Here is a 16,991-nt window from a genome sequence, read left to right as displayed (position 1 = left end):
ATAATACTGTGCTTAAAATTAACCCTAAAGAACATATTAAACTTTTCATATAATTATTTTAAACTGCTGATATTCTAAAGTGTTCAGAACCCGGATTACCGTCACCCGAAGCTGCTACTGAAATTGTAAATAATCCTGTTGCCCTATCCCATGAATAATACAATCCTGAACCGTCATCTGTTGTGTATTGCGGTACTGCATTTCTGACAAACTCAATATTGTACCCAATAAATAATGTTATGGTTATTGATGAAACACCATTAGCAATAAAGCTACTTCCACTAACAATAAAGTCGTAAGGCAAAGGCATAATTGTACCGGGGGTTATTGGTGCTATTGTTCCACCGTTTCCACTTGAATAAATATTGTATGCTTGTAGTGTATAGACACAAAGACTGAATACATAATTTGCCACTGCATCTAATTCAGCATTGTTTCCGCTAAGATTATTTGCATAAATATATTTAAGTGAATCGTTTTCTACGTATATTATTTCAGGCAATAATGGTGTAAATGGTGGCTTTTTGAATAAAGCAGATTTTGAAATAGCGTTCTGTGCAAGATACTGGCACACATCTGCAATCCCTATTATTGTCGGTATGTTATATGGTGTACTCATAGTTTAAAAAAAGTCTGCACTGTTTTGGATAAGATAATTTCCTAAGTTCAAGCTATTTTGAGCCGAATAAATATCTGCGCCGATTTCTACAGCATTTATCGCATCTTTTAAAAGAGTATGTAACTTGCTCTTGTTTGACCAGTAATTTGTATCTGCTAATATCTGTGGGTTAGGTATTTGATTTTTTGTAAGCTGCAAAAGAAAGTCCTGTGTGTAAGAATAAAACCCATACAGAACAATTTTATCGTACAAAGCAGTACCACCAACTTCATTCCAAGTAACACGCACATAACAAGCGGTATCTTGTGTTAAACAATCAACTGAAGTTGTTGCATCTGCAAGCAACCACGTAGTATAAGTAGCAGTTGTAAACACTCCATTGGCAGTAATATAATTACCTTCTGCATTAGTAATATATATTCTCCTTACTACTACCAATACATCAGGCGTTCCAGTACTTGTGTCCTGAAAATTTATGATAGACGGATTTCCCAAAGTTTGTGTAGCTGAAAAATTCGGTGTAAATGCTGCCATGATTGTATAAATTAGTATGTAAATTAAAAAATATAATCCGTATTGTAGTATAAATTCACTATTGTTTTTATTTATTGATATGTTTCGACCTTTGGTTTATCCTCCTTTTCTGGTTGTTCTCCAAATACTTCATTAATTGCTTCATTTTTAGCCTTTGTTGATACTCCCATTAACCATGATCTTAATTGTGGTTTTGTTATCTTATCGGCAGGTATTTTTTCTCCGGTTTCCCAAATAACAAAGCCATTTTTTCTTGCATCTGCAATTTCTTTTTTTATTTTTTCTTCTCTTACATCGGTTACTTTTTTAAATAATTCAGGGGTAACAAATACCCTTTCACCTTTTGAGTTAACAGGCTGTAATGATTCTTTATGTATATCCACTATTTTTAGTTGGTGGTCATCCAAATACTTTAAGTCATTAGAACCTTTTGTTTTATCTGTTTCTTCCCTTATTATTTGCGGTACTATTCTCCTGTCAATATCTTCTTTAAACTTATCCAATTCTTGTGGGTCTTGGGTAGCCAAAGCAGCGTGAATTGGAGTTTCAATAACTGGTATTTGTTCACCCAATGCACCAATAGAACCTAATCCTGCATTTAACAAGGCTTCCGGTGTACTTGCATTTTTATTTTTTCTATAGTTCTCATAAATACGCCTTGCTGTTGCTGCTACCTGAATAACTTCTAATGGCAATGCGTGTTGAACTGGTTTAGGTATTTCTTCGCCGTTAACTATCATTACATCACTTACCTTATCTCCTTCTTCTCTTTTTTTATTTGGATTGAACTGACTATATAAACCACCGAAACTTTGATAACCAAACCAACCTGCAAGCCATAATGCTGTACCTAATGTACCCTGTTTTAATTGCTTCATTATGCTTTCTGCTTCTTCGGTGGATAGGTTTTCAATACCTTTTCTATATGCCTCTACTACCTTTGCGCCGCCTCTTACTAATCCTACAGGGGAAGTAGTTGCAGCCCTACGAACCAGATTTGCAGGAACCGTGCTTACGGGTATTAGGAAGTCAACAAGAAACTTAACGGTTGCTCCTGCATTGCCTTTCTTTTCTAATGATGCCTTTTGAGATACAAACCATCTTGAAAGTTTATTGCTCTCTTGGAAAATTTCGTATTGCGCCCTTTTATAAGCTGCATTTTCAAGCGAATTAATTACCAATGGGTCATTTATATCCAATCCTTGTTTTTCAGCCCAAACAAGCCCATTTCTTAATGATGCTTCATAAGCCCCTCTCTTTAATGGGTCTTTTATTATTTGGTGTAAATCGGTTGGTAAATATAAAACTGGTACATGCTCGTATTCTGCACCGCCAAGCCTTTTACCTAAATCGGTTGTTCCTGATTTTAATATTTGCCAAGAATTTTGTGCAAACTTTTTAGGATTAAAAAACTCTTTATAAAAATTAGCTTCTGCTTTAGCGTTAACATATCCTTCTATTGGTGCTTTTTCTGCAATACCCTTAAATGCACCACTATACATAGCCCCTATTGCCTGTTCAGGAATACGTTTTATTGCACCTCCTATAACGGCTGCTGATGCTAATTTAGCCAATACTGCTTTGCCGGATAAAACAGATAACCTTGTTAATCTACCTAACCACATTAAACCTCTTTGATATAAATTCTTTTGGCTTTCAAATGCCTTACGCTTTTCAATCTTCATCTTATGTTCAGCATTTGCTACACGCTGATTTGCCTTTGTCCATTCGGTATTATTTCTGAACGTCCTTTCTATTTTTGATTGCTTGCCAAAATCTGTTTTTTCTGTTGGCTTACCTTTACTATCAACTGATGGTGGTGTTAATTTATTTTCTAAAAGGTCAGCTTTTTTATTAAGCCTTTCAATCTCTTTTTCAATAGTTAACGGGTCATAATTAGCCAACAAATCCCTTATATCTTTTCTGGTAATTCCACTTATTTCATCCCTTACGGCATCATGTATTTTATTAATTATTGCCTCTAACCCATTAACGCCTTGTTTAAAGTAATTTAAAGCTAATTTACCAATGATAACAACATGCTTGTCTGTTAATGCTACCCCACTTCTTTTGGGTGCTGTAGGGTCTGCTTTACCTGCATCCTTCAATTGCTGCAATAAATCCTGTTCTTCTTTTTTAAGTTGTTCTGCTGTTTCTTTTGTTCTTGCTGTTTTTGCTGCACGTTTCTTAATTTCTTCAAAGCCCTTTTGAGCCATTTTCTGCCTTAGTTCTTCTTCCAGTTTTACTTTTGCGGCAATAGCTTCATCCCTTTCCTTTGTAAGAGCATCCAATTTAGCCTGAACTTCTTTTGGTACTTCGCCACCGTACGCTTCTTTTATTATGGCTTTATTTTCTCTAAATATTTGTCCGGTATTCAAACTAATTACAGGGGCAAAAGAACTAAGCACTTTACCTGCGGTATTACCTGCTATTCTTGTAGCTTCTGTAAGGGCATCAACTTTATCACTTAACTGCATTTTTTGTCCGACTATAGCAGCCTTTTCTTCCGGTGTTTCAGCCTCGGACAATTGCTTATTTAAGTCCTCGTTATGTCTTTCTAATTGATGTGCGTAATACTGAATATCAAAAGACTCATCGTGATTTTTAAACCCGTTTTTATCTTCAAGTATCCTGTTAATAATATCCAATGGATTCGACTTGCCACTATCAACCCTTTCTTTAGCTGCTTCTAAATTTGAAATATCAGTACCCATTTTAGGCAACTCTACTTTTGGTAATCCTCTTTCAGCCCTTATAGCTTCTGTTATTGATTTTTTGATGCCTGTAACTTTTTCTTCCCCTATTCCTGCTTCTGGTGTAGTTTCACTAACCACTGGTTCTGCAACGCTCGTTTTTTCTGCACTGTTTGGTTCAGTGTTTTCAGTACTTGCTTGGGTATTTTCATTGCTTATTGTTATTGGTTCGGTAGTTGATTGTGGTAATTCTAAATTTTTAGCCATCCCATTTTCAACCATTTTTCTACTTAGATATTCTTCGGGAACATTATTATCAATAAACACTTTCTTCAATTCCTCTCCTGATATTTTACCAGTTTCATAATCGTTAATGCCCTGATGAATATTATCTCGTTCTTCAAAATTTAAAGTATTTGCATCCTTACTGATTTTAGTTTCATCCAAAATATCACGCATCAAATCTGCATTATTAGCCAATTCTTCACTACCTACTACATCAGGCTTGGCTTCTGTACTTAGTTCAGTGGGTTTAGGGGTTATTTCCCTACGCTGCATTTCTACTTTTTCAAAGGATTTTTTGTGTTCAATAGCATCATTTACTGCTTGTAGTTCTCCTTTTACACTTATCAATTCCTTATCTGAAAGATGGATAGCATTTTCATCTCCTAACTGATTTAATTCTAATTTTCTTTCTAAAAATCCTTTTCTACTTTCTAACTGCTTATCGGTTTTTGGGTCAAGAATTAAATCGTTAGCATGGTCAGCCGCCATTGCTGTTATCTCTGCTTTTTCTGCTTGCTTTGGTGGAAGATTTGATTTTGCACTATTACCTTCATTTTTTATAACGGTATTGTATAGGTATTCTCCTTTTTCTTTTTCGGTTAAAGGCTTTCCTTTTGCATTGGCTTTGGGAAGTGCCTTGTATGCTTCTGCTGATTTTTCTATTAGTGTTTTCCGGTGGTCATATTCTACTTGTGTAATTTCACCATCCTTTTTCATTTTGTCATTAATTGCATGAAATGAATCAGGGTCTTCACCAAACTTAACTATAAAATCTCTTTGTAATTCATTTGGTGCTTTATAGCCTAACTGTCCTAAACCTGCACCAATTATTCCAAAAGTTGCGCCACCTAAAATTGAATGTTTTAAATTTAATTCTCTATCAATATCGGTATTGTATATTTGATGCTTTAATTCATTTGCTGCTGTGGTAGCTAATTCAAATTTTGCGCCTGTTTTTAAGCCTTCTGCAAACATTTTAGGTGTAGTAGCCAATCTATCCTTTGTTGCGGTTAAAAACGGCTCTATGTTCTTACCAAACACCTTTATTGGTTTAGCTACGCCTTTTGCTAACTGTGCTTCAATTTCTTTATCTGATAACGAAGCCAACATTTTAGCTGCTGATGTTTTATTACCTGCCAATGCCCTTATTTCTGATGCTGTTTGTGCGCCACCAATAGCCATTGCATCTATCAATGTTGATACTACAGCATATTTATACAAATCACTTCCGGTTTTACCTTCTTTTATTCCTTCCGCTTGGTGGTCATAAAATCCTGTTGTAAATGCTGCGTTTGCTGTCCTAAACATCTTTGCTGCTGTTCCTGCACCACCTATGCCACCCGTTGCTGCTTCCATAGCAATAAACGGAACTAATGAAGCTGTAACATCTGAAACTGAATTAAGTATTGCTGATGGCGAAAAATTAAACTTGCCACCTTGTATTGAAACTCTGCCAAACTTATCAGGATTGTTTTTTAATATGCTTGTAATTTTTGTTGCCTTTTGTTCATAAGATAAATTCTTGTCATTTTTTATTGCATCAATTTGTGATTTTATTTCTGGCTGAATAATTAATTCACTATCCTGAATAGATTTATTTTTATCCGTTAAATGGGTGTCTTTTTCTTCTCTAATTGAAGCCCCCATTATTCCAAGTTCTGTAAGATTATTACTTGCATCGGACATGAACGGTTGACTAACTAAATTCCACATACCTTCAACTGTATGCCCAACACCTTGCGTAACCTTACCCATGAATCTGCCACCAAAATTTGCACGTTGTCCTAATATTTCCTGTACTGCATCATCTACCTTATCAGTAATTCTATCAGGGTATTTTTTATCTAGTTCATTTCGCTTCTGTGAAAGTTCTTCATTCTTTTTTTGCAAGTCCGTTGCCATCTGTAATTGGTCAGGACTTAAACCACCATTTTCTTCTGCTTGTTTACTAAGGCTATTTAGTTCTTCATTTACTGAATTTTGCTGTAATCCAATTCCAGTTTCTTCAAGAGTTTGTTTTAAATGATTATACCCTTTTAAGGCATCAGGATTATCTTTTAATGTTTTTGGGTCAATCATTAACCTATCGTATTGTCCTGCTTTATCCGGTGCAATATCCTTAATGTATTGCAGTGCTAATTGTTCATCATTATTCAGGTATTTACTTTCGGGAGTATCGCTTGCAACTTTATCAAAATTATTGTTGTAGGCATTACCATAAACCTTACTTACTTCTACTGCAAAATCTTTCAGTAATTTATCTTTATTTTCTCCACCGTAAAGTTGAATATCTTGCGCTAATGATTTAACTGCGCCACGCTGATTGGTATAATCTCCTTTCCCTGTTTCATCGGAAATTAAATCCATATTATTTCTTACTCTGTTATATTCATCAGGAGAAACGCCACCTTGTTCCAATCCTTTTATAAGTTCCTTATCCAATCCATCTTCCCACTTAATTCGTGCTAATTTTCTTTGGTATAAAGGAGTGTTTGTTTCTCTATCATCAGCCAATTCATCTTTATGTTGATCCAACTTATCTTTCGGTACATCTTTAATTTCTTCATAAACATCTACGGGGTCTGATCCCCTTTCATTAACCATGTAATCCTTTAAATCTTTGGCTTGATTTCTACCGCCTCTTGGTAAAGCATTTCCTTCCTTATCAAATTTAGCATTTGCCATTCCTTCAACTGGCTCAATAGTACTACCTGTTTCAGTATCACCTACCTCAATAGTTTTATTGGCTAAATCATTATGCTCTTTTGATAAAGTAAAAATATCTTTTTGATTATCTTCAAGACTAACTGTAGGTATCTCTACGTTTAATTGAGATTGTGATAATGTAGGGGAAGATGAAGTGCCAGATATGTTTCCAAATTCTTTTTTTTTTACATCTTCAATAGGTGAAATTTTAGCCTTTTGTATATAATCATCAAACCCTATTCCTGATTGTTTTGCAGCATCAAAAACATCTTCTGCTGATATGGTTTTACCATTGTAATTGTAGTTATCATTAACCCGTTTTAACCCTGCTTTTTGACTATAAGTATCTATATCCATGCCGCTTTGCTTTGCTGCATCTTCAACATCTTTACGTTGCAATACTTTGTCTTTATATAAATATTTTTCCGGCATTAATGAAATACGGGAAGCCCGCTTTTAGTTGTTGTTTTTACTTTTGGTGTATTTGTATTTTCACTCCCTTTAGTTCCTACCTGTACTTTAAATTTAGTAGGAGATACCTTGCTAATATATCTGTCTTTTACAGCCTCACGGCTTATTTTTTGCCCATCTGCTCCTTCCCAATCACCTGTACCTTTATCTTGATAATAGCCATATTTATAAGTTCCGTCAGGTTGTTTTATTTGTATAGGCGTAACTCCAATTTTTTTCTTAGTTAAATCTTTCCCGGTAATAATATCCAACCTTTCAGGGTCAACATCGTTAACATATATTACCCTTACGTCTCTTTTCTTACCCCCTAAATCAACTGTTATATCCTGTCCAGCTTGGTCTGCTACTTCATCAGAAACATAACCCGTATCTTCTGTTGGCAATCCATCTTTACGGTTTTGATTATTTAGTCTTATTTTTTCTAAACTCTGTTTAAACGTTAAAGCATTTTTGGTTCTCCAATCTTCCATACCTTCTTTACGCCTCTTATCCATTACTGCTTCTGTGTTAACAATTCTTTTTTGTACGGTTTGCTTAACTGGTAATAATGAATATTCGTAAGCTGCTGCTAAATGCTCATCAGTAATATCACTTGGGTCTTTTAACCCGAATTGTTCTTGTGCTATTTTTACTAACTGTGGTAACTGTCCTGTTTGAGCCAACTCATTTTTTATCTTTTTAGCAAACATTGGATTATTATGTAAATCATCTGCTGCTCTTGCAAATAGTACTTGTTTATTTGCTGCATCTAAAACAGGTCTTGTAGTAACAACTTGTGATAATGGGTCTGTTGGATGCTGTGAAATTTCAGGTGTACCATCAGAATACTTTATATCTGCATTTCTTTTTATTAAAGCACCCTCATCATACGGTCTGCCTGCTGCATACTTAGTTAAGTCAAGTGTTTTGTGTCTTGGGTCTGTTACAGGTAAATTATGTAATGCGTGGTCAGCTACATATTCATCGCTATTAAGTATAAATTGATTATCCTTATTCATTAATGATTTACCTGCTGTTAAATCAACCTTTGCTGCATTTTGGCTTTCCCTTGCAACTGATGTTGTTTCTCTCATTAACTTATCCAATGTGAGTTGTGCTGCTCCATTATCTAATTTTGGGTTTCTTAATGCCTCCCTGTTCTTTAATCCAAATTCAAATATTTTGTTTTTATAATCATTAATAATAGGTACTTCCTGATCCCTCAAATTCTTATCATTTATTGTATCGGGTAATTGTCTGTAATATTTATCAATGGCTTCTTCCCTTGCAGCTTTACGTTGACGTGCAGCCATAGCTATCTGTACATAGGGTAATGGATTAAGCGGTGCTGAACCGTTATACATTCCTGCTGCGTTGTGAAGTGCCATTGATTACTTTGTTTTTCTATTTTTAGTACCCCATATATTTTTACCATTATCCCAATTATCTTGGAATATGCTTCCTGCTGCCCAAGCATTATTATAAGCGTTTTGAGTAGATTGTCTTTGTATTGCCCTTTCTCCTGCCGCCTTTAATGAAAGCAAATTGTACTTAGCCTCAAATGGGTAAATTTCATTTTGCTGAAACTCCTTACCTTGTTCACCTGCTTTTAGTCTTGTAGCTTCCCCAAGTACTCCTAATTGCTGTGCTTTTCTTTGTTCAGCAGTAACCGCCGCTTTTAATAATGAATTATTTTGATTAGCCATTAATGTAGGGATACCAGCCAATCCACTTCGCCTATCTTGCAATGCCCTTAACCCACTAACTGTTCCTTGTTTTATACCTTGTGAAGTAGCTTTATACTCCATTGTATCTGTTGGATTGGTGTTATATTTATTTAAGGCTTTATCATAGTAATCTAAAATTGATTGATTTGGTTTGTACTTTGGCGTATTATTCAATGAATCTTCTAAAGCATTTTCTGATTTTTTTGCTTTATTGGCATTATGTGCAGAATTATAAATACTATATCCCGCTGTTGCTAAAGGTATAATCCACGGCATAGTTTATATATTTAAAAGTGTTACGCAATTTTGTTCAACTCCATCAACTATTTTCATCCCTTGTGTTTTTAAAAAGTTAATTGCCCTTTCATTTTGTGGAAATAACATACAAATAAAACTTTGCCCCATTATTTCTTTAATCCGTTCCCAAAATTCTACCAAGTTATCTTTTGTCCTGTAATTAATATTTATTCCAAATGAATAAAGATTGTGTTCAAAGCAGCAAACATATCCAATTTCACAGTCATCCAATTCAACTGAATAGTAACTCATTTCTGCTTCTTTACTAACTTCACCAACCATCCACATTGTTTCATTTACCGCATCTTCTAAATTAAAATCTTCTCCCCAATATTTATCCAATAATTCGCTATCACCTTTATACGCTATTTCTACCAAATTGCGTAACCCAAATGTACTTATTTTTTCTAATTTAATCATTTGTTTGTCAATGGGCTGTCTTTCCACATCAAACTTACTTCAGCTAATGAAATTAACTCACTTGCGCTTTCTTTTATAAACTGAACTACCAACCAGTTTGCTTTCATCCAATCTCCATTGTTTATCCCATTTATGGAATATGAATCCCTTAAAATTGCAGCCTCAAAAACACCTTCTAAAGTGGCAAAATCATAAGTGCCTAACATTGTTTCTTGCCTTTGAGTACCATAGCTCATAACATTGCTATAGATAACTGGACACGCCCAAATAGCACTGGCAATTTCACTAAGGCTTTCAGGTGTTTTCTTTTCCAATAGGTTTACATTAAACACTACGGTTATACTTGCATCATATTGAACCCCGAAGTAATTACAATATGGAGTAGATGGGTCAGGATTACCTATATTTAATACCCATAATTGTCCGTCTTTCCACATAGCAATATTATCTTCAAAATCCTGTAACCATTCTGCATCTTTAAAACTATGGAAAGTACAATACCCGTTTCTTTTCTCATTGAATGAAAAACAATACCCCGGCAATGTGGCTGTAGCTTGTAAAAGTGTTATTGCTTCTTCATCAAAGTAATTAAACGTTTTTAATATTTTAGCCTTGCTCCCATCTGTTCTTAAATTAGTCTTATTGTATGGAGTTATATAATTCCTTATCGTAAATTCTCCCTTATACAACTCACTTATTGGCGTAATTCCGTTACCACTTAATCTACATTCATAACCTCTTACGCTGTCATCGAAGTAGTCAGCAATCTTTCCACTGACTAAAGCCGTATATTGCTCCCCTACCCCATATTCACCTTCATAATATGAAATATTATTTTTGGTTATTATATCGTCTGTGGTTACAAGTTCAGATTGTCCTTGATTATTTTGAATAAACCTTGCATACACTCCAAACTGCCCACACGCCCTGTTTTGGAAAACTCTTAATATTCTATCCCTTGTTTTTAGTCTTTGGATAGCCCCTTTTGAACGGTCAATTTCATCAAAGTTTGCAGGGAAGAAACGGTTTATTTGATTAATATTTGTATTCTGTTGGTAACTTAAACCCCACCTTAAAAGTGTTGAATAAAATATTTGTTTTTCATCAGGGTTAACTACAAATTCCCTACCATTAGAATTTACTTTACTTGCAAAGAAGTCTGAAAAATTAGGGTCTATAACTCCTATTAAAAAATCATGTTCAGTATCTATGAAAGTTAATTGTCCTGATATTGAACTTGCACTAAATGGAGTTGGAGAACTAACAGGACTTTCCTGTAAATAAATAACGGCTGTTTTACTTGCAGGTATAGTTACATTTTGGTCAATATTAAATTCAAGTATCTGCCCGTTAGATGCACCTGATATTGTTGATAATGCCACTAAACTTACGCCACCACCACCAACATTCTTTATTTGTAAAATAACGGAAATATTGCTTGCAGTTGTCAATAAAGACTTAAAGATTAATTTGCCTTTTACATTAAAATTAACGGCAACCAATCCTGTTTTAATTAGCCAATTATTAAGATTAGATGTATTACCACTTGTGGTATTTTTAACTGTGTATGTTGTGCCTACAGGAATATTTTCTATGGTTTGTTCATATACAGGTTCATTAACCCATGAATATGTTATATCCTTTACGGTATCTGCTAAGAAGAAAGCCCCTGCCCTTATGTCTCTTGGTCTGAAATAAGCATCTCCTTTTCTTAGGTTTATTATTGCAGGTGCAGATAAATCGGTTGCCTGATTTTGGAAGTTGCCCTGATGAAACGCTAATGTGGCACTACCTGAATTTCCAATCTCAAACATTTCTCCAAACTCATAATATACATTAAGATTGTTTGCCACTGATTTTGCAGGTGTATATAATTGTATATAATAGTAGTAATAAGAATTGCTTGTAAAACTTCCAAAATCAAATGTTGCACCTGTTGTTGGCAATTTTATCTTAACGAACCGTCCACCATTAACCAACCCATTTATATTAGGATTATCAACCTGTCCTACTATTTCATAATCATGTGCATTACCATAAATTTGTGCAATGGTTTTGTCATTATTGAATAAGGCACAAAATTTAATCCGGTCACCAACCAAAAAGTCATAAGATATTACTGTTGTAGGGTATTGTATTTTATATCTTGCCAAAGCCTCAATAGAAATATATGCGAAATCAGCATCCTTAAAAGTCCTATCACTTACTAAACTTACAAAATCTTCTTTGGTTAGATTATTGGTTCTTAATACCTGATAATATTTACTCCATGTTGGCGGTCTATGGTATATTTTTAACTGTATATTTGAAAGACTGAAATTATACGCATTTGGACTCATTGTTATTGGGAAGATGCTAACATTAAAATCCTCTGATGTAGTTGCCCCATTTGTTTTAGATTTTTCTGCGAAATAAGCTAAAGCATAATCGTACTTACTACTAAAATCATTTGCCGGTACTGATTCCCCTATTGGCTTTTGATCTCGTCCGTTACCGCCTGAATAGTAATACATCAATACTTGGCTTGCATGGCTTATTACAATACTATTTGAAGTTGTGCTTACTACCGTAAATCCCTGCCCAGTTGCACTTGCGGAAAGTTGTGCAATCAATACAGCAAGTGTAGTATTATCTACTAATGCTTGGCATATTATATCTAAGGGGGTTGTGCCATTAAATACAGTTACACGCACAAATGAAGCTGTTCCTGTAATACCAATTCCGGCAGTCGGGAAAATAGGTGTACCTGCTAAAGATATTCTTATATTACCTGTTGATAACCCATTAAATCCTTGTTGTGTGGCTAAGACAGAAATACCGCCTGTTGGTGCTGAAATATCCTGTGTTTCGGAAGTTATTGTTACATCTGGTATTACAGGGTCATAACCTTCTGTAATCCCTCCATAAATAATTACATTGCCATTTAATAGTTCCTGTGTATTTGCTTTTATTGGAACCCTGTCAAACTGCAAGATACTTTCTGCTTCATCTATATAATCATAAGCCTCATTATTATAGAAAGCCCAAATGTATGTATCGTTATTGGGTATTGAAAGTTCGGCTTTATCCAATATTTGTACTGAAAAAAACTTACCCCAAATGTCTCCTAAATTTTCCTGTACTGCTATTTCAATTTTAACTGTGTCTGTTGAACCAGTTTGGAATATCATTCCTATACGACAATTCTTTGTTTGGTCAGTATCTATTGCTTGGTCAGTATATCCAACCGGAATAGGCATTTCACTAATGGTACTCCAACATGATTTTTGAAATGTTCCGTACCAAAACCTATATTTAGCCCTTATTAGTTTATACCCACCGCTACCTTTTAAATTATTAACCGTTACTGCTGTATCATTTTCATACCCACAATGAATAGGTATTGTTGGCTGTGATTTTTCAACGTCAAGATATGATGCTAACCAGTTTGCACCATAAATATTATTTAAGGCATCTAAAATGTTCAGTTCTTTTGGTCTGTCATTCCTTGCCGTCCAAGTCCAAATATCTCCATCTTCTTCTGTTGTGTAAATTATGTTTTGAGAAGCAATAGGATAATCCAAATCAAAGCCAAATATATCAGTTTGTGAATTAGTAAAACTTACAAGTAATGCAGTTATAACCCCTGTACTAATAGTATACATATAAAGCCCATTCCTTGCATTGCTATTCCAGTTTTGCCAAAATATCCGTTGTCTTAACCCATCATAACATGAACCTAATGCCTGATTATCGCCTGCCGGAAGTGAATTTGCAATTAAAGTATTTCCGGGAATATTTTGTGCAGTCAATCCATTTGCGCCACCATACAGGCGAATATTTAATGCGTGAATATGCTGATTAGCCAAAACAAATTCCGGCTTATCGTCAAGGTTCATTATCCCTCCAAATCTTTTTTCTTCTTTTGCCATTTTTATTCTTCTGGTAGTTCGGTCATTAAAACTGTAGTTTCATCTGCCAAGTAATAATTAATACCTCCTTGTGTAACTAATATCGCTTGTCCCCTATCAATCATTACAGATTGCCCTACTGATACTTTTGTTCCTAAATAATTTATCCCTGTTACTGTCCCGAATATATATCTATCAGCACTATCATTTCTAAATGGTGGGTCATTTAATATCTGTATGCCCCATATACTATTTGTTTGACTACCTCTGTTTAAATCAACATAAACAGATATTGTAGGATAGGTTAAATTAGTATATACATTTAAAGCCATTTTTTATTTTGGTTTGCCGGTTGAAAACTGGTAATCGACTGCTCCACTCACAATTAAATGAAAGTTTTGTCCTGCATTAATCTGTCTTTCCAAATCAGAGCTATACATTTGATTACCATAAATAGGTGTATTAACTGGTATTATTTGGTAATCGGTTTCATTTTCTCTTATTGCTAAATTAGCTGTTACTGTTCCTGCTGTTTTATTAACCAATGAAAAAGATTCTAAAGTACATCCCTCATTATAAGGGATGCTGTATATTGAACTACTTGTATTTCCTATTATAGACGGCATATTAAGTCTTTATAGCTGCTCTACTCTGCTCTTGTGATACTTGGTATTTATCCATTATTGTTGATGGCTTCCATCTTGAGATGGCATTTGTTCTTTCAACAAAAAAATCGTGTTTCAAATCTCTTGAAATACCAACTTGCCCACGCCTTACCGAAACTGCTTTATTATCCTTCCACCAAATCCATGCTATAAGAGCTTCTCTAAACTGCATTGGTAAATAATACTCTTGTCCTTCCATTGGAGAAACAAGACACTCTACCATTAAATAATTTCGATTAAAATGTTGGCTTAAAAGAATAACTCCGTTCTCAATATCAACTTTAAATTCTCCTACAAATGGTTCTCCGCTTGGCACTCCATAAACATTTGAATATCCACTACCATTCCAAGTATTACACCATGTATTATTATCCCATGTTAACCATAAGGATTCATTGTCAGTAGTTTTATCAATCCTATCAGGTAATAGGTCTGCATAGGTTGTCATGTTTGGATTATTCCATAATGGTATTATTGCCCCATTATCGTTTAATATTCCAACCTTTGTTACATTAAGGCAATTAGCAGGTAGTGTTACTGTAAAGTTTGAATTAATAGGTAATTTTAATGATTGAATACGATAGAAGAAATCTAATCCTAAATTTTCCATACCTCTAAATGCTATGTGCCAACATTTAAAATATTTATGTTGAGAGTATTCCCCCTCTCCAAGATAGTCTGTAATACAGCTATCCACTGAAATATAAGGCATATGCTGCTGGCTCATTCTATTGCTATTATGGCACTTTCGTCCATTAGAAAATAAAGTTCATTATTGATTGTAAAACCTAAACCCCAATCTTTTACTCTATGAACAGTAATACCTTCTTTTAACCGCATTGGTTTATTTTTTGTTCCTTCACCAACATTAACAATAGTACCTTTGTTATTTATTTCTCTACAATTTTCAGGAACAAATAATCCACCTTCAGTTAATTCATCTGATGGTAATGGTTTAAAAATAATCTGATTTAAAATTGGTTTCATTCTTTTTTCTTTCTTGTTTTTTTAGGCTTTATGGTTTCTTCACTTTCAATTTCACTTTTTTCGGTAATTTCATCCCCTTCGATTCCTTGTTCCATTCCTCCACGTTCACTCCCTTCTTTTCCAGTTCCTTCTTGTGAATATTGAAATACGCTGCTTGTTGAAGGCTCTTGTATGGCATTTTCTTCAGTTTTTGATTGTGAATTAATTTGTGCCGGTATATCCGGTATATAAATTTTCTCTACAACCTTCCATGTAGAATACTCTTTTTCTAAAAACCATGAGGCATTCCATCCATTTTTAGTTGCAAAGACTTGTTTATTTTCTTCATCAATAATAGTGACATTCATTAAATCACCATTTTCTGATAAGTATTGACCTTTTTTCATGTTTAAGTTTTTAAGTTGTCTTAATTATATCCGAACCATCATTAGTTACTGGTACTGGCACACTTCTTTCAAACATTAATTGAGTTTTTAAATAGTCTGTCATAATTGGAAAGTAATCAGGTGGCACATTCAGTACACTATCTAAATCTGTACTATCACCTGCACTTACCATTGTAACCTGTGCTGTATAAGCACTAAGCATTATCGTACTCATAACGTATATAAAAGTCCCTTGTGGGTAAGCTAAAAGTTTATTTGGTATTATTCTCATCCCACGTTGAAAACTTAACTGATTTTCACTTAACCATACAACAGGGAATGATAATTGATTTGAACTTGAATCTTTAAATATTAGAGTACTAGCCCCTTCATTTGCTCCAATTCCTATTGGTAATTCCGGTATTGTTATTTTCCATAAAAACTGTTCATCTCCAACAACTGATAATGATTTGAATGTGGTATAAAAAGAATTATTAACAACTGCTATTCCACTTAATTTTAAATTGTCGGTATAATTTGCTCTTGCGGCTACGGCTACGGCATCTGGTAGATAGAAGTTAACTAACCCTACAGTAATAGAAGCATCAGCAGGTGGTTGCCCACCATAAATTAATCTTCTTACTCTTTCTATGTACGCACGTCTTGTCATTATTGCCCTTGTGTTTTAATCTCATTAGCGTATTGTATTACAACTCCTAATTGCAAATTAACTCCGACTAATTGCAATGCTCTCATAATAACTTGTAAAATATCCGTTTCACTCCAAATTGGATTTTGGCTTGTAGCTGGATTCCAAACTGGTCGGTCATTGCTGTCTCTACCTTCACCCCAAACTATACTTGGCGGCTTTCTTACATAACTCATTCTGGCTTGGTTTTCGCCATACGGTCTATCTGGGAAAAACTGAAAACCTTCGTGACGGATTAAATAGACAGGATTTTGTATTATAGGATCAATTACAGAATGCAGATACGAATCCTGTCTATCCTGCTGAATAAATCTTATATTATAACTTCCATACACACCAAACATATTATCTACATATTCATAATCTGATGGGTATGAAGAAATACCTGTTGTTGAATTTATTGGTAGAATTGTATTGTAAATAAGCGGAGCTATCGAATCTCTAATTCTTTCATTTTGCCCAAATTCAACTACAGCAATCGGCCTTTGTGGTAAATATTTTTGATACTCCCCAAGCAAAAAATCAAGGTACATTCGCTGCCCTTGATTTATAACTAAATTGAAGTCATCGGGTGACAAGTATCCTTGTGAACGATTTTTTGCCACACAATAACTCATCAACCGATAACATTCATTCACATCCAT

The 16,991-nt window shown here is 34.5% G+C and carries 14 protein-coding genes; all 14 read right to left on the bottom strand.

The annotated features are described in order from the left end of the window. Positions 1–58: 58 nt before the first annotated feature. A complete protein-coding gene (locus tag V4538_15295; protein ID MES2382411.1) occupies positions 59–619 on the bottom strand; it encodes a hypothetical protein in 561 nt (186 codons plus the stop codon). A gap of 3 nt (positions 620–622) precedes the next feature. Next, a complete protein-coding gene (locus V4538_15290; GenBank protein MES2382410.1) occupies positions 623–1,153 on the bottom strand; it encodes a hypothetical protein in 531 nt (176 codons plus the stop codon). A 71-nt stretch (positions 1,154–1,224) separates the two neighbouring features. After that, complete coding sequence (locus V4538_15285) at positions 1,225–7,269, bottom strand: hypothetical protein (protein ID MES2382409.1); 6,045 nt, start codon at positions 7,267–7,269, stop codon at positions 1,225–1,227. Next, entirely contained in the window at positions 7,269–8,675 is a 1,407-nt protein-coding gene (locus V4538_15280) for a hypothetical protein (protein MES2382408.1), read from the bottom strand. The genes V4538_15285 and V4538_15280 overlap by 1 nt, the downstream gene beginning before the upstream one ends. 3 nt (positions 8,676–8,678) lie before the next feature. Further along, entirely contained in the window at positions 8,679–9,290 is a 612-nt protein-coding gene (locus V4538_15275) for a hypothetical protein (protein MES2382407.1), read from the bottom strand. Positions 9,291–9,293: 3 nt separating this feature from the next. Next, positions 9,294–9,731, bottom strand: coding sequence for a hypothetical protein (locus tag V4538_15270; GenBank protein ID MES2382406.1), 438 nt, complete (start codon positions 9,729–9,731; stop codon positions 9,294–9,296). Beyond that, complete coding sequence (locus V4538_15265) at positions 9,728–13,642, bottom strand: hypothetical protein (GenBank protein MES2382405.1); 3,915 nt, start codon at positions 13,640–13,642, stop codon at positions 9,728–9,730. Before V4538_15265 ends, V4538_15270 begins: the two co-directional genes overlap by 4 nt. A gap of 2 nt (positions 13,643–13,644) precedes the next feature. Then, on the bottom strand, positions 13,645–13,953 hold the full coding sequence (locus V4538_15260) for a hypothetical protein (GenBank protein ID MES2382404.1): 309 nt from the start codon (positions 13,951–13,953) through the stop codon (positions 13,645–13,647). A 3-nt stretch (positions 13,954–13,956) separates the two neighbouring features. Next, complete coding sequence (locus V4538_15255) at positions 13,957–14,247, bottom strand: hypothetical protein (protein MES2382403.1); 291 nt, start codon at positions 14,245–14,247, stop codon at positions 13,957–13,959. A gap of 1 nt (position 14,248) precedes the next feature. Further along, positions 14,249–15,013: a hypothetical protein gene (locus V4538_15250; GenBank protein ID MES2382402.1), complete on the bottom strand. Its 765-nt coding sequence runs from the start codon at positions 15,011–15,013 to the stop codon at positions 14,249–14,251. Continuing rightward, complete coding sequence (locus V4538_15245) at positions 15,010–15,273, bottom strand: co-chaperone GroES family protein (protein MES2382401.1); 264 nt, start codon at positions 15,271–15,273, stop codon at positions 15,010–15,012. Before V4538_15245 ends, V4538_15250 begins: the two co-directional genes overlap by 4 nt. After that, a complete protein-coding gene (locus tag V4538_15240; GenBank protein MES2382400.1) occupies positions 15,270–15,659 on the bottom strand; it encodes a hypothetical protein in 390 nt (129 codons plus the stop codon). Before V4538_15240 ends, V4538_15245 begins: the two co-directional genes overlap by 4 nt. 10 nt (positions 15,660–15,669) lie before the next feature. Beyond that, positions 15,670–16,308 carry a hypothetical protein gene (locus tag V4538_15235; protein ID MES2382399.1) on the bottom strand — a complete coding sequence of 213 codons (639 nt, stop codon included), beginning with the start codon at positions 16,306–16,308 and terminating at the stop codon, positions 15,670–15,672. Then, positions 16,308–16,991, bottom strand: a complete 684-nt coding sequence (locus V4538_15230; GenBank protein MES2382398.1) for a hypothetical protein — start codon at positions 16,989–16,991, stop codon at positions 16,308–16,310. The genes V4538_15235 and V4538_15230 overlap by 1 nt, the downstream gene beginning before the upstream one ends.

It is taken from the genome of Bacteroidota bacterium (assembly GCA_040388375.1).
GTDB lineage: Bacteria > Bacteroidota > Bacteroidia > UKL13-3 > UKL13-3 > JAAFJM01.
This window is presented reverse-complemented; position numbering and strand designations above follow the sequence as displayed.

Bases quoted from the DNA above. Each gene is read 5' to 3' on its own strand.
- V4538_15265 (MES2382405.1), bottom strand. From the start codon at position 13,642: ATGGCAAAAGAAGAAAAAAGATTTGGAGGGATAATGAACCTTGACGAT.
- V4538_15260 (MES2382404.1), bottom strand. From the start codon at position 13,953: ATGGCTTTAAATGTATATACTAATTTAACCTATCCTACAATATCTGTT.
- V4538_15275 (MES2382407.1), bottom strand. From the start codon at position 9,290: ATGCCGTGGATTATACCTTTAGCAACAGCGGGATATAGTATTTATAAT.
- V4538_15230 (MES2382398.1), bottom strand. From the start codon at position 16,991: ATGGATGTGAATGAATGTTATCGGTTGATGAGTTATTGTGTGGCAAAA.
- V4538_15240 (MES2382400.1), bottom strand. From the start codon at position 15,659: ATGAAAAAAGGTCAATACTTATCAGAAAATGGTGATTTAATGAATGTC.
- V4538_15280 (MES2382408.1), bottom strand. From the start codon at position 8,675: ATGGCACTTCACAACGCAGCAGGAATGTATAACGGTTCAGCACCGCTT.
- V4538_15290 (MES2382410.1), bottom strand. From the start codon at position 1,153: ATGGCAGCATTTACACCGAATTTTTCAGCTACACAAACTTTGGGAAAT.
- V4538_15295 (MES2382411.1), bottom strand. From the start codon at position 619: ATGAGTACACCATATAACATACCGACAATAATAGGGATTGCAGATGTG.
- V4538_15255 (MES2382403.1), bottom strand. From the start codon at position 14,247: ATGCCGTCTATAATAGGAAATACAAGTAGTTCAATATACAGCATCCCT.
- V4538_15285 (MES2382409.1), bottom strand. From the start codon at position 7,269: ATGCCGGAAAAATATTTATATAAAGACAAAGTATTGCAACGTAAAGAT.
- V4538_15250 (MES2382402.1), bottom strand. From the start codon at position 15,013: ATGAGCCAGCAGCATATGCCTTATATTTCAGTGGATAGCTGTATTACA.
- V4538_15270 (MES2382406.1), bottom strand. From the start codon at position 9,731: ATGATTAAATTAGAAAAAATAAGTACATTTGGGTTACGCAATTTGGTA.
- V4538_15235 (MES2382399.1), bottom strand. From the start codon at position 16,308: ATGACAAGACGTGCGTACATAGAAAGAGTAAGAAGATTAATTTATGGT.
- V4538_15245 (MES2382401.1), bottom strand. From the start codon at position 15,273: ATGAAACCAATTTTAAATCAGATTATTTTTAAACCATTACCATCAGAT.